The following is a 13,323-nucleotide window of genomic DNA, read 5'->3' on the forward strand; positions in this document are numbered from 1 at the left end:
CCCGCTCCCACAGAGGACCGCGTTAGCCTCTAGATTTCCAGGCAATCACCGTGCAGCCAGTCGATAAACCGCGCAAACAACTCCGACTGCGAGTTGATCTCCAGCTTCAGGTACAGGTTCTTGCGGTGCATGCGTACGGTTTCCGGCGAGATGCCCAGCTCCAGCGCGGTGGACTTCACCGAATGCCCACGCAAGATCATGTGCGCCACCTCCCGCTCACGGTCGGTCAGCACCTGGCAGCCGAAACTGTCGAACGCCGCCTGCAGGCTACCACGCTCCGCCGAAGCGGGGCCGGGCTCCAGATGGTGCCGGGCGTAGCGCCCCAGCAGCTCGTGTACCATCGGCTCCAGCGCACGCAGCAGGTCGATCTGCCCCGTACTCAGCCGCGTACCGCTGCAGCCCTGGAACAGGCTCAGCGACAACTTGCGGCCAGCGCTGAGGTCGACGATGTAGTAGCTGTCTTCACTGCAACCGGTCCCCAGGTAATAGGCCTTGTAGTAGTCGCTGTCGAAGAAGTTGTCCGGGGCGATTTCCTGCAGGTGGTAAAAGCCCTCGGCCAGGCCGCTCTGCACGGCCAGGCAGAACGGGTCGAGCAGGTAGCCGGCAGCGAAGTAGCGCTCCAGCACGGCGGCGCGGTGCAGGTCGGGGATGCCTTGCTGGTACAGCAATTGCGGTGCCCGCCCCTGGCACTCGAGGCTGATCATCATCGATTCCACCTGCACCAACTGGCCGATGGCGGCCGCCACATGCGCCAGCGCCTCGGGCGTTTCGCTGTGGGCCAGTGCGCGCTGCAGCGCCGCATGCCATTGCTGCAGCGCGCCCAGTGAAAGGGTAAGCGGAGTGTCGGGAGAGGCCTGGGTCATGCCCGGCAGTCTAGCCTGCCAGGCACGCCCGCGCACAGCCCTTTGCGCCAGGTTCATCGGCCCTGGTACAGGCCAAGCGCCGTGAGTTCGCGCGCGGTTTCGATGATGCACTGGCGCAGGGTTTCGACAATCTCGTCCACTTGCGCATGGGTGACGATCAACGGCGGCGACATCACGTTCAGGTGCATGATCGGCCGCACCAGCAGGCCTTTCGCCTGGGCCTTGCTGTGGATGCGTTCGCCAATGTTCACCTCGTCCGCAAACAGCGCCTTGCTGGCCTTGTCGGCAACGAACTCGACACAGGCCATCAGCTTCATGCAGCGCACATCCCCCACCAGCGGCAGCTCGCGCAGGCTTTGCAGGCGCTGCTCCAGGTAGCCGCCAACGTCCTTGACGTGCTCCAGCAAATGCTCGCGCTCGATGATCTCGATGTTCTTCAGCGCCGCGGTGCAGCACACCGGGTGGCCACTGTAGGTGAAGCCGTGGGTGAAGCAGCGGCCCTTGCCCGGCTCGGCGATCACCTGCCAGATGCGCTCGGAGAAGATGCACGCCCCCAGCGGCAGGTAGGCCGAGGTCAGGCCCTTGGCGGTAGTGATGATGTCGGGGGTTACGCCGAACAGTTCCTCGCTGGCGAAGAAGGTGCCCAGGCGCCCGAACGAGGTCACCACTTCGTCGGCGACGAACAGGATGTCGTAGGTCTGGCACAGCTGCCACATGCGCTGGAAGTAGCCCGTGGGCGGAATGATCACCCCGCCCGAGCCCATGATCGGCTCGGCGAAGAACGCCGCCACGTTGTCGGCCCCCAGCGAGAGAATCTTGTCCTCGAACTCGGCCACCAGGAAGTCGAGGAACTCGGCCTCGTCCATGTCGTGCGGGGCGCGGTACGGGTTGGGGTTGGACACATGGTGGATCAGGTCGTGGTGATAATCGAACTCCGGCACCCGGTCAGCGGCCTTGTTGCCGAGCGACATGGTCAGCGTGGTGGAGCCGTGGTAAGCGTTGTAGCGGGCGATGATGTGCTTCTTGTGCGGCTTGCCACGGCAGTTCTGGTAGTACTGGATCAGCCGGTAGGCAGTGTCGACCGCGGTCGAGCCGCCAGTGGTGAGGAACACATGGTTCAGGTCACCCGGCGCCAGCTGCGCAAGCTTCTGGCACAGCTCGATGGCCACGCCGTTGGCCATGTCGGAGAACGGGTTGGAATAGGCCAGTTGGCGTACCTGGTCGGCAATGGCCAGGGCCATTTCCTCGCGGCCCAGGCCAATGTTGGTGCACCACATGCCGCCGACGGCATCGAGGAAGCGGTTGCCGTGGGTATCGCGGATGTAGGCGCCCTCGCCGGCAACGATGTTCAGCGCGCCTTGCTCGCGGTGCTCGTCGAACACGTGGTAGCCGTGCATGTAGTGGGCCTTGTCGGCTTCCACCAGCGGGTCGTGGGCAATGGCGAATGCTTTGCTTGGGGTGGCCATGGGCAGCTCCTTGGCAGTGATCGTTGGGCAGTGTTCAGAAACCGGTCTTGACCGTGCTCCAGACCCGGGTGATGGCGCGCATGTCCTTCGGGCTCTGGGTTTTCTGCGCGAACAGGCGCTCGCGGGTTTGCGCGTCGGGGTAGATGGCCGGGTCCTGGCGGATCTCGTCGCGCACCAGCGCCGTGGCGGCGGCGTTACTGTTGGCGTAGTGGATGTAGTCGGTGACCTTGGCCATGGTCTGCGGCTGCAGCAGGAACTCGATGAAGCGGTGGGCATTGGCCGCGTGCGGCGCATCCTTGGGGATGTACAGGTTGTCGAACCAGATCAGCGAGCCTTCCTGGGGGATGAAGAACGACAGCTTGATGTCCTTCTTCGCTTCCACCGCGCGGGCCTGGGCGGTGGCGTAGTCGCCGGACCAGGTCAGGGCCAGGCAGACATCGCCGTTGGGCAGACTGGTGAGGTAGTTGACCGAATCGAACTTGCGAATGTACGGGCGAATGCCCAGCAGCAGTTGTTCGGCCGCCTTGAGGTCGGCCGGTGATGCGCTGCGTGGGTCCTTGCCCAGGTACTGCAGGGCCAGCGGGATGACTTCGGTCGGCGCGTCCATCAGGGTGACGCCACAGTCGGCGAACCGCGAGACGATCCTGGGGTCGAACAGCATGGCCAGCGAGCCGATGGGGGCATCGGGCATGCGCGCGGTGATCTTGTCGACGTTGTAGGTTACCCCCGAGCTGCCCCAGGTATAGGGCGCCGAGTATTTCAGGCCGGGGTCGTAGCCTTGCAGGTTGTTCACCACCTGCTGGTCGAGGTTGTGCCAACTGGGCAGTTGCCGCTTGTCCAGCGCCTGGAACACCCCGGCGCTGATCAGCGGGGGGACCAGGGAAGCGTTGAGCATGACCAGGTCGTAGCCGGAGCGGCCGGTGAGCAGTTTGGTCTGCACCGTTTCGTAGCCGTCGAAGGTGTCGTAGATGACCTTGATGCCGGTGGCCTTCTCGAAATCGGCCAGGGTGGTTTCGCCGATATAGTCGGTCCAGTTGTACAACCGCAACGTGTTACCGCTGTCCACCTCTGCCGCCTGGGCCAGGCTGGCGCCAGACGCCAGCAGCAGACCGCCAATCACCTTCAGTACCTTGCGCATGGCAACTCCATCGTGTGAGTGCTCGGGATCGAGCCGATGGGGGCACTATCGAGGGATTTGCCGAAGGGGGACATACCCCGAATGTGTGGGTGGTCGCTTTTTTTGCCGGTGAATTTTGTATGAAGGCCACATGCCCAATCGCCGGCAAGCCAGCTCCCACAGGTCCTCCACAGTCCTGAAGCCCTGTGGGTTTCCTGTGGGGGATGGGTTGTCTGTGGGTGGGACAGAACAGTCACTATCGAGGGATTTGCCGAAGGGGGACATACCCCGAATGTGTGGGTGGTCGCTTTTTTTGCCGGCGATTGGGCCAGAACAGTCAATCACGCCAGCGGGTAAAGCGCCTCATCAAACTGCTCCAGGCGCGGGAACACCAGTGGCTGGTCGTCCGAGAGCTGCTCCAGGCGCTGCCGGTACTGCTGCAAGAACGCCTGCCGCGCCTCGTCACTGATGTACGGCACATGCCAGGCCACGAACGGCGGTAACACCTCGAACCCCACGTAGGCCAGCGTGCCGCGCAAGATCGGCCGCAGCATGTCTTCCAGCGGCCCATGAATCGCCCCGTCGCCAAACATGTGCTCACGCCCGCCCAGGGTCACGGTCACCAGCGCTTTCTTGCCCGCCAAACCGCCCTGGTCGTAGAAGCGCTTGCCGCCATAGCACACCCCCGACACCAGCACGCGGTCGATCCAGCCCTTGAGCATGGCCGGCGCCGAGAACCAGAAGATCGGGAAGTTCAGCACCAGCAAGTCGGCCCACAGCAGCTTGTCCAGCTCCTGCCGGATATCCGCGGCAATGGCACCACGCTTCACCCCCTGGCGCTGCTCCAGGGCATACACCAGGTACTCGGGGTTCTCGCGCTGGCTGAAGTCATCGGCACTGGCCACCGGGTTCCAGCCCATGGCGTACAGGTCGCTGACCTGCACCTGGTGGCCCTGGGCACGGAAGGTTTCCACGGCCTGGTCACGCAGGGCAGCAGTGAACGATTGCGGCTCGGGGTGAGCGTGGACGATCAGTACATTCACAAACATTCTCCTCACACAAAACAGGTTGTCTTCCAGCTGTGGCTCAGCACTGCACCGCTTTCACCTCGACGAACTCCGCCAGGCCCTCCTCGCCCCACTCGCGCCCATTGCCCGACTGCTTGTAGCCACCGAACGGTGCCTGGTAGTTGAACCCGCCACCGTTGATGAAGCACTGCCCGGCGCGTATCTGCCGCGCCAGGGCCAGGCCGTGCTCGCGGCTGCCGGCCCACACCGCGCTGGACAGGCCGAACGGCGAATCGTTGGCCAGGGCCAGCGCCTGGGCCTCGTCGGCATAGGGGATCAGGCACAGCACCGGGCCGAAGATTTCCTCCTGGGCGATGCGCATGCGGTTGTCGACATCGGCGAACAAGGTCGGCGCCACGTAGAAGCCGCGCTCGAAGCCGGCCGGCATATCACCGCCGCACAGCAGGCGCGCGCCCTCTTCCTGGCCCAGGCGAATGTAGTCGAGCACGGTGCGCCGCTGGCCTGCCGAACACATCGGCCCGAGGAAGCTGGCCGGGTCACGCGGGTCGCCCATGACCAGCGAACGGGTCTCGGCCTCGGCAATCTCCAGCGCCTCGGCGTAGCGGCTGGCCGGCAGCAGCATGCGGGTCAGGGCCGTGCAGGTCTGCCCCGAGTTGATCATCACGTCCTGCACGCCATGGCGCACCGCCGCGTGCAGGTCGGCGTCGGCGGTGATCAGCAGCGGCGACTTGCCGCCCAGCTCCAGGCACACCCGCTTCACCGTCGGCGCGGCCGCCTGGGCCACGCGCACCTCGGCGCCGGTGGAGCCGGTAAACGACACCATGTCCACCTGCGGGTGCCGGGCCAGGGCCTCGCCAACCTTGGCCCCCGGCCCGCTGACCAGGTTGAACACCCCGGCCGGCAGGCCGATGGCCTCGATCATCTCGGCCAGCAGGAATGCATGCAGCGGTGTTTCCTGGCTGGGCTTGACCACCACCGTGCAGCCGGCGGCCAGGGCCGGCGCCAGCTTGCCGATCATCTGGTGCAGCGGGTAGTTCCACGGGTTGATGAACGCGCACACGCCAACGGCTTCGCGGTACACCAGCGAGTTGCCGACTTCGCGCACCTCATCCATCAGCCCGGCCAGTTCGGCGTACTGCTCCAGCCCGGCAATCGGGCCCTCCACCTGTACCGCCTGGCACCACTGCACCGGCATGCCCAACTCGTCGGTGATGACCGAGGCCATTTCCGCCGCGCGGCTTTTCAGCTGTGCAGCCAGCGCCGTTATATAACCGGCACGTACGCTGGACGGCGTGCGCGACCAGCCATCGAAGGCCCGTCGCGCGGCCATGACCGCCCGTTCGACATCGGCCTCGGCGCCCAGCGGCACCCGGCCGATGGCCTGTTCGGTGGCCGGGTCGATCACCTCGGCCATGCCCTGCCCGCTCGGTACCTGCCAGGCGCCGTCGATGTACAGCCGCGCATATTCACGCATTGGCCTGCCCCTGCATCAGTGCGGCGGCGCAGCGGGCGATGCGCCGGCAAGCGTCGGCCAAGGCCTCGTCACCCAATACCAGGCCCAGGCGGATATGCCCGGCAGCGCTGGGGCCGAAGGCTTCGCCAGCGAGCACCGACACACCCTGGCTGTCGAGCAGGCGATCGGCGAAGGCCTGGGCGCTGAGGCCGGTCTCGCGTATATCGACCATCACGAACATGCCGCCATCGGGCTTGAGCACCTTGATGCCCGGGCAGTCGGCCAACTGCTCGCACACCAGGTCGCGACGCTGGCGATAGGCTTCGCGCATGACATCCAGTTCCGGCAGCTGCTGCTCCAGTGCCACCACGGCGGCGTCCTGGATGAAGTCCGGCGAACCGTACAGCATGCACAGGGCGAGGTTTTCCAGATGGGTGGCAAGCTCGGTCGAACCGACCACCCAGCCCACCCGCCAACCGGTCATGGCATGCGACTTCGACAGGCTGTTGAGGGTGGCGGTGCGCTCGGCCATGCCCGGCAGGCTGCCAGGGCTGACATGCTCGCCGTCGTACAACAGCTCGCTATACACCTCGTCAGAGATCAACCACAGATCGTGAGCGATGCACAGCTCGGCCAGCGCCTCCCAGGTGGCGCGCGGCAGGCTCGCCCCCGAGGGGTTGTGCGGGCTGTTCAGGGCCAGGGCGCGGGTGCGCGGGGTGATGCGCGCGGCCACGTCACGCGGGCACACGCGAAAGCCGTTCTCCGGTTTGACCGGCACCGGTACCACCTTGGCGCCACAAGCCCCGAACACCGCCTCGTAGGTCACGTACATGGGCTCGGCGACAATTACCTCGTCACCCGGGTCGAGCACGCACTGGGCCACGCAGTACAGCGCGCACTGGGCCCCCGCCAGCACCGTCACCTGGTCGGCATCGACGGCCTGGCCGCTGCGCTGGCGGTGGCGGTTGGCGATGGCCTGGCGCAGCGCCAGCTTGCCGCGCACATCGGCGTAATGGGTGTGGCCCGAACGCAGGCTGTCGATGGCCGCCTCGACGATCGGCGCGGGGGTGTCGAAGTCCGGGTCACCCACCGAAAGCAGCAGGATATCCCTACCCTCGGCCTGCAGCGCCAGGGCGCGATAGTGGATGTCCCAGGCCGCAGCCCCGTCGCCGGCGATGTGTTGAGTGAGCTTGGCGTAGCGCATGGCAATCTCCCTTCATTGGCAGTTCAGTCGACCAGAATCTTCGGGTTGGAACTGCCCCATACGGTGTAGAGGTCGGCGAGCAACGCGCCGTTGATTTCTTCTATCTCGGCCTGGGTGATCTCCCCCCCGGCCTGTTTGCCGAACAGCACCACTTCGTTGCCCCCCTTCACATCGGGGAAGTCGGTGACATCGACCATCAAGGTGTTCATCGACACCTTGCCCACCACTGGCACTCGGTGGCCGTTGATCAGCACATGGCCCTTGTTGGTGAACACCCGGCGGTAGCCATCGGAGTAACCCACGGTGATGTTGGCCAGGCGCGAATCACGCGCCAGGGTGAAGGTGCGGTCGTAGCCGACGGTGTTGCCTGCCGGGTAGCTGTGCACCGCCGCCACGTGCGACTTGAACTGCATGACACGTTGGTATTCGGTGCGCGTCGGCACGGTGTCGCCGAACAGCGCGCCACCGGTACGCACCATGTCCAGGTGCGCTTCCGGCACTTCCAGCGTAGCGAAGGAGTTGGCGGCATGCAGGGTGAGCTTGCTGCGATCAAGCTTCGCGTGCTTGATCAGCCAGTCGGTCTGTTCGTTGAACGCTGCCAGGCCTTTGCGCACATCGTCCTTGTCTTCCACGGCGAAGTGAGTCATCAGCGCGACCAGCTGGAGGTGCTTCTGGTCAGTGATCTGCAGCGCTTCACCCCGGCCGGACCAGGTGGTCATTTCCACGCCGTTGCGGCTCATGCCGCTGGAATTGAGCGCCATGTGAATGCGCAGGGTCTTGCCGTGGCGTTCGGCGATGGCATCGAGCTGGCGGGCGAACTCGGCGCTGCCAACCAGCTCTTCCATGTCGTACTGCAAGGCATCTTCCACTTCGCCGAGGCTGGCCAGGCGTACCCGCACCAGTTGCCCGGTGAAGCCACTGGCGCGGACCACGCGTGCCTCCTCGTTGCTGGCCACCGCCACGCAGGGCACGCCCTGGGCGATGATCGACGGCATCACCAGGCCGATACCGTGGCCATAGGCGTCGGCCTTGAGCACGGCGCACAGCTTGGACTTGCCGCCCAACTCGGCCTGCAAGGTACGGATGTTGTGTTGCAGTGCGCCGGCACTGATTTCGACCCAGGCGTTGCTGTTCTGCGCGGTCAGGGCGGTGGTGCCGTTGTCCATCGACAGGGGCGGTGCGGCGTACAGCGGGGCCTGGCCAGTGATCAGCAGAGCGAGGGATGCAGCCAGGAGGGTACGGCTAAATTGCATGGTGATTTCTCTTGTTGTTAGTGGTGTCTGCCGCTTAGCAGACGCAGGTGTGTTTGAGTTCGATGAAGGTGACGCCGGGGGTGGCGAAACCGCTGGCCAGATCGGCCTGCAACGCGTCCAGGTCACGCGGCTGGCGCACCGCGCAACCGAAAGCGCGGGCCAGGCCGATGAAGTCCGGGTTGCGTGGCAGTACACCGACCGGCTCGATGTCCAGGCCGAGCATGTCGTCGCGGATCTGGCCGAGGGCGTCATTGTTCCATAACAGCACGACCAGTGGCCGGTCCAGTTCTTCGACTGCCGTGGCCAGCTCCTGGGCGGTGTAGAGGAAGCCGCCGTCGCCCACCAGCACCAGGCCTGGGCGATGGTCGCTGGCGAACATGCCGCCGATGCCAGCCGGCAGGCCATAGCCAAGGGTGCCGTAGCCGGTGGGGTGCAGCCAGCTGCGCGGCGCCCGGCTGGCGAAGGCGTAGTTGCCGGTGTAGGCCAACTGGGTCATGTCGCTGCTGACGAAGGCATCGTCGGGCAGCACGGCGGCAATGCGGTCGAGAATCGCCTGGTGCACGGCCTGCAGTGGCGCATGCCCGCTGCGAATGGCCTGGCGCAGGTTGGCCACGGCTTCGCTGGCCTGGGCCGGGTCACGGTCCAGCGCTGGCAGGTGCTCGAGCAGGCCGGCCAGGGTTTGCCGGGCATCACCGTGCAGGGCGATGGCACAGGGGTAGAAGTCGTTGAACTTGCGCGGGTCGATGTCCACGCGCAGCAGCTCGCCGCTGATCGGCAGGCGCTCGCGCCAGAAGTCGGTGTCGGCCATTTCGGTACCCACTGCCAGCACCACGTCGGCCTGGCTGATCAGCTGCCAGCCGGGCTCGACGCACAGGCTGGCGCCGGCATTCAGTGGCGCGTCCGCTGGCAGCAGGCCCTTGCCGGCCACGCTGGTGAACAATGGCGCTGCCAGCCGAGTGCTCAACTGCTGCAGCTGTTCGGCCGCGTGCAATGCCCCACCACCGGCAATGATCATCGGGCGCTTGGCGGCGGCCAGTTTCATGGCGGCCTGGTCGAGGATGTCGCGGCAAGGCTGGCCGCGCACGGGGCGGCGCACTACCTCATTGCTCCAGTCACGGCTGACCGGCGCGGCCAGTACGTCCAGCGGCACCGAGATGTGCACCGGGCGCGGCCGTTCGCTGTCGAACACGGCCCAGGCACGAGCGATCAGCTCGGGCAGGTCGTCGCCGCGCAGGGCCACGGCGGAGAACGCGGTAATTGGCGCGGTCATGGCGCGCTGGTCCTGGGTTTCGTGCAGGCAGCCCCAGCCCTTGCCCAGGCTGGCAGTGTGGTTGACGCTGGAAATCACCAGCATCGGGATGGAGTCGGCGTAGGCCTGGCCGATGGCGGTGGCGGCATTGGTCACGCCCGGGCCGGTGATGACGAAGCACACCCCCGGTTTGCCGCTTACCCGTGCATAGCCGTCGGCCATGAAGCCGGCGCCCTGCTCGTGGCGGGTCAGCACATGGCGGATGCCGCTGCCCGGCAGGCCGCGGTACAGCTCCAGGGTGTGCACGCCGGGGATGCCGAATACCGTCTCCACGCCGTAGTTGGCCAGCAGGCGCACCAACGCCTGGCCGGCGGTCGGGGTGTGCTTATTCATGTCGTTCTCCTTGCGCCTGGCCGAGGCGGATCAGCGCGTCGACCGCGGTGGTGCCGTGGGCACCGACCATCAATGGGTTCACATCCAGCTCCAGCAGTTGCCCGGCGTTCTCGCAGGCGTAGTCGGCCACCGCGCGGATAGCCGCAACCAGTGCATCGAGGTCGGCGGCCGGGCGGCCACGGAAGCCTTGCAGCAGGCTGGCACTGCGTAGGCCGAGCAGCGCGCTGCGGATGGCATCGTCGGTGGTCGGCAGCAACAGGCTGACGCTGTCCTTGAGCAGCTCGACCAGCACGCCACCGGCACCGATCACCAGGGCCAGGGCGAAGTCGTGCTCGCGCTTGATGCCGACGATCAGTTCGGCCAGCGGCGGCTCGGCCATCGGTTCGAGCAGCACCTGTTCGAACGCTACCTGCGGGGCGTAGGCGGCGATGCGCTGGCGCATCTGCACCAGCGCAACCTCGAGGGCGGCGGCATCGCGCAGGTTCAGCGCCACTGCACCGGCCTCGGTCTTGTGCGGCAGTTGCGCGCTGACCGCCTTCAATACCAGCGGGTAGCCGACGCGGGCGGCATCTGCCACGGCGCGCTCGGGTGTGCTCAGCACCCCAGCCGGTACCGGCAGGCCGAAGGCACGCAGGGCTTGTTTGGATTGCCATTCGTCCAGCAGGTGGCTCTCGCCGCCAAGGGCCTGCGGGCACAGCGGCACCCGCGTGGCCTCACCCTGTTCCAGCAGCCGCTGGCGGTTGCGCTGGTAGGCGACGATGCGCCCCCAGGCTGCCAGGCCATCCTCCACACCCTGCAGGGCGGCGATGCCACGCGCGTGCAAACGCTCGCGCGCGCAGGCGGGCAACAGCTCCGGGAATGCCGAGGTGACGAAGCCGATCTTGCCGTGGCGTTCCAATGCATCGCAGTACAGCGCCAACAGCAGGTCGCATTCCTTGCGTTCGCCGGTGAACGCCGCCGGGTAGTCCAGCACCAGCATGGCCGTGTCGGCTGCGCCGCTCAGGGTGCTGTCGAGCATGCGTTGCAAGGCCGCTGCATCACCCCAGATGGCCGTGGTGAAGTCCAGCGGGTTGACCAGGTTGGCATAGGCCGGCAGCACCTCGGCCAACTGCGTCACCTGCCCTTGTGCGAGCTTCGGCAGGACCAGCTGGTTGCGCTCGGCATAGTCGGCGATCAAACCGGCATCGCCACCCGAGCAGGCCAGGGCGATCAGCTCGCCATTCACCGGTAGGCGCCCACAGGCGGCGGCCTTGAGGGTTTCAACGAAGCTCACCGGGCCACTGACGCGGATCACGCCCAGGCGCTGGAACAGGCTGTCGTACAAGGCATCGGAGCCGGACAGCGAGCTGGTGTGGCTGAGCGCCAGTTCGGCGCCGATCTGCGACACGCCGGTCTTCAACGCAATGATCGGCGTGCCCTGCTGCAATGCCTTGCAGGCGGCACGGGCGAAGCCCGGCACGTTCTTCAGGCCTTCCAGGTGCAGGCCGATGGCGGTTACCCGTTGGTCGTCGAGCAGCACGTCCATCAGCTCGGCCACGCCCAGTTGCGCCTGGTTGCCGACCGAGGCCATGTAGGCCACCGGCAGCGAGCGGTCGCTCATCGACAGGTTGTAGGCGAAGTTGCCGCTCTGGGTGAGGATCGCCACGCCCTTCTCCACCTGCTGGCCACCATGGGCCACCGGCCACAGGGCAGCGCCGTGCAGGTAGTCGAGCAGGCCGTAGCAGTTGGGGCCGAGCAAGGCCATGTTGCCGGCGGCGGTGAGCAGGCGCTGCTGCAGCTGGCGGCCCTCTTCGCCGCTTTCGGCAAAGCCCGAGGCATAGCAGATGGCGCCACCGGCGCCGCGTGCGGCCAGCTCGGCAACACACTGCAAGGTCAGCTCGCGGTTGGTGGCGATGAACACCGCATCCGGGGCATGGGGCAAGTCGGCCACCCGTGCCACACAGGGAATGCCTTCGAGGCTGTCATGCTGCGGGTTGACCAGCCACAGCTCGCCACCAAAGCCACCTTCGGCGCAGCGCTTGAGCGCCCGTGCCATGCTGCGCCCGCCGACGAAGGCCAGGTGCCGGGGTGCCAGCAGGCGCTTGAGGTTGTCACGAATCGAATGCGACATGGGTGTTCTCCTGGCGCTCAGCGCAGCAGCGGGCGCAGCAGTTCGCGGGCGATGATGTGCCGCTGGATTTCCGAGGTGCCTTCCCAGATGCGCTCGATGCGTGCGTTGCGCCAGATGCGCTCTACCGGCCCTTCATCCATCAGGCCCATGCCACCGAAGATCTGTACGGCTTCGTCGGCAACCTTGCCCAGCACCTCGCTGGCGAACAGCTTGGCCATGCCGGCCTCGCCGTCGGTCATGCTGCCCTGGTCCATCTTCCAGGCGGTGTGCAGGGTGAGCATTTCCGCAGCGCGAATCTGCGTGGCCATGTCGGCGAGCTTGAACGACACGCCCTGGTAGCTGCCGATCGCCTGGCCGAACTGCTTGCGGTCGGCGGCCCATTGCAGCGACAGGTCGAGGGCACGCTGGGCCTGGCCCACGCAGTTGGCGGCGACCATCACCCGGCCGGCGGTGAGCCAGGCGTTGGCCACCTCCCAGCCTTTGCCGACCTCGCCCAGTACCTTGCTGGCCGGCACCCGGCAGTCGTCGAAGAACAGCTCGTAGGTGTGGTAGCCACGGTTGCTCACGCACTTGGGGCCACGGCGGATGGTCATGCCCGGCGTGCCCCGGTCGACCAGGAAGGCCGTTACCGCGTTGCGCTTGCGCCCGTTGTGCTCGTAGGTGTCGGTGACGGCGAAGACGATGGCGAAATCGGCGTGGCCGGCATGGCTGATGAAGTGCTTGCTGCCGTTGATGACGAAGTCGTCACCCTGGCGCACGGCACGGGTCTTGATGGCGTTGGCATCGGAGCCGGCGCCCGGCTCGGTGAGGGCGAAGCAGTCGATCTTCTCGCCCTGCACGCAGGGCAACAGGTAGTCGTTGATCTGCTCGTCCTTGCAGGCCATGAGGATTTTCGATGGCCGCGCGACGAACACGTGCAGGGCCCAGGACACCTTGGACAGTTCGCGCTCGATAAGCGCCTGGGACAGATAGTCCAGGCCACCGCCGCCGACCTCCTCGGGCATGTTGAAGGCATAGAACCCGGCGGCGATCGCCTTGCCGCGGATCTGCGCAGCCAGCTCGGGCGATACGGCATCGGCGCGGTCCACTGCCTCCTCATGGGGCAGCAGCTCCTTGGCGACAAAACTGCGTACCGCTTCCACCAACATTTCTTGTTCTTGGGTCAGTTGGAAATTCATCTGCGAAGG

At 66.2% G+C, this 13,323-nt stretch carries 10 protein-coding genes; all 10 read right to left on the minus strand.

The features are described 5' to 3' along the window. Positions 1-29 precede the first annotated feature (29 nt). The 10 genes from ACLCGK_RS20680 to ACLCGK_RS20725 all read right to left on the minus strand — a co-directional run bounded on the left by ACLCGK_RS20680 (position 30) and on the right by ACLCGK_RS20725 (position 13,314). Complete coding sequence (locus tag ACLCGK_RS20680; RefSeq protein ID WP_410952789.1) at positions 30-863, minus strand: helix-turn-helix domain-containing protein; 834 nt, start codon at positions 861-863, stop codon at positions 30-32. Positions 864-916: 53 nt separating this feature from the next. Further along, complete coding sequence (locus tag ACLCGK_RS20685; protein WP_410952790.1) at positions 917-2,329, minus strand: aminotransferase; 1,413 nt, start codon at positions 2,327-2,329, stop codon at positions 917-919. A 34-nt stretch (positions 2,330-2,363) separates the two neighbouring features. Next, positions 2,364-3,467, minus strand: coding sequence for a polyamine ABC transporter substrate-binding protein (locus ACLCGK_RS20690; protein WP_015270762.1), 1,104 nt, complete (start codon positions 3,465-3,467; stop codon positions 2,364-2,366). 320 nt (positions 3,468-3,787) lie between these two features. Beyond that, positions 3,788-4,489 (minus strand): NAD(P)H-dependent oxidoreductase, encoded by a 702-nt coding sequence (locus tag ACLCGK_RS20695; protein WP_015270763.1) that lies wholly within the window; start codon positions 4,487-4,489, stop codon positions 3,788-3,790. A gap of 43 nt (positions 4,490-4,532) precedes the next feature. Next, positions 4,533-5,948 carry an aldehyde dehydrogenase family protein gene (locus ACLCGK_RS20700; RefSeq protein WP_410952791.1) on the minus strand — a complete coding sequence of 472 codons (1,416 nt, stop codon included), beginning with the start codon at positions 5,946-5,948 and terminating at the stop codon, positions 4,533-4,535. Continuing rightward, positions 5,941-7,131 (minus strand): pyridoxal phosphate-dependent aminotransferase, encoded by a 1,191-nt coding sequence (locus tag ACLCGK_RS20705; protein WP_410952792.1) that lies wholly within the window; start codon positions 7,129-7,131, stop codon positions 5,941-5,943. Before ACLCGK_RS20705 ends, ACLCGK_RS20700 begins: the two co-directional genes overlap by 8 nt. A 23-nt stretch (positions 7,132-7,154) precedes the next feature. Beyond that, the gene (gene alr, locus ACLCGK_RS20710) at positions 7,155-8,384 is read right to left on the minus strand and encodes an alanine racemase (protein WP_013973076.1); all 1,230 of its coding nucleotides are present in this window, start codon (positions 8,382-8,384) and stop codon (positions 7,155-7,157) included. 34 nt (positions 8,385-8,418) lie between these two features. Continuing rightward, on the minus strand, positions 8,419-10,026 hold the full coding sequence (locus tag ACLCGK_RS20715) for a 5-guanidino-2-oxopentanoate decarboxylase (RefSeq protein ID WP_061551683.1): 1,608 nt from the start codon (positions 10,024-10,026) through the stop codon (positions 8,419-8,421). Further along, positions 10,019-12,136: an acetate--CoA ligase family protein gene (locus ACLCGK_RS20720; RefSeq protein ID WP_410952793.1), complete on the minus strand. Its 2,118-nt coding sequence runs from the start codon at positions 12,134-12,136 to the stop codon at positions 10,019-10,021. Before ACLCGK_RS20720 ends, ACLCGK_RS20715 begins: the two co-directional genes overlap by 8 nt. A 17-nt stretch (positions 12,137-12,153) precedes the next feature. Beyond that, complete coding sequence (locus tag ACLCGK_RS20725; RefSeq protein ID WP_015270769.1) at positions 12,154-13,314, minus strand: acyl-CoA dehydrogenase family protein; 1,161 nt, start codon at positions 13,312-13,314, stop codon at positions 12,154-12,156. Positions 13,315-13,323 lie beyond the last annotated feature (9 nt).

The organism is Pseudomonas sp. S1(2024), assembly GCF_046557535.1.

What these genes read in the sequence shown, in the direction of transcription:
- ACLCGK_RS20680 (WP_410952789.1), bottom strand. Translation starts at nt 863, where the DNA reads ATGACCCAGGCCTCTCCCGACACTCCGCTTACCCTTTCACTGGGCGCG.
- ACLCGK_RS20720 (WP_410952793.1), bottom strand. Translation starts at nt 12,136, where the DNA reads ATGTCGCATTCGATTCGTGACAACCTCAAGCGCCTGCTGGCACCCCGG.
- ACLCGK_RS20700 (WP_410952791.1), bottom strand. Translation starts at nt 5,948, where the DNA reads ATGCGTGAATATGCGCGGCTGTACATCGACGGCGCCTGGCAGGTACCG.
- ACLCGK_RS20715 (WP_061551683.1), bottom strand. Translation starts at nt 10,026, where the DNA reads ATGAATAAGCACACCCCGACCGCCGGCCAGGCGTTGGTGCGCCTGCTG.
- ACLCGK_RS20705 (WP_410952792.1), bottom strand. Translation starts at nt 7,131, where the DNA reads ATGCGCTACGCCAAGCTCACTCAACACATCGCCGGCGACGGGGCTGCG.
- ACLCGK_RS20690 (WP_015270762.1), bottom strand. Translation starts at nt 3,467, where the DNA reads ATGCGCAAGGTACTGAAGGTGATTGGCGGTCTGCTGCTGGCGTCTGGC.
- ACLCGK_RS20685 (WP_410952790.1), bottom strand. Translation starts at nt 2,329, where the DNA reads ATGGCCACCCCAAGCAAAGCATTCGCCATTGCCCACGACCCGCTGGTG.
- alr (WP_013973076.1), bottom strand. Translation starts at nt 8,384, where the DNA reads ATGCAATTTAGCCGTACCCTCCTGGCTGCATCCCTCGCTCTGCTGATC.
- ACLCGK_RS20725 (WP_015270769.1), bottom strand. Translation starts at nt 13,314, where the DNA reads ATGAATTTCCAACTGACCCAAGAACAAGAAATGTTGGTGGAAGCGGTA.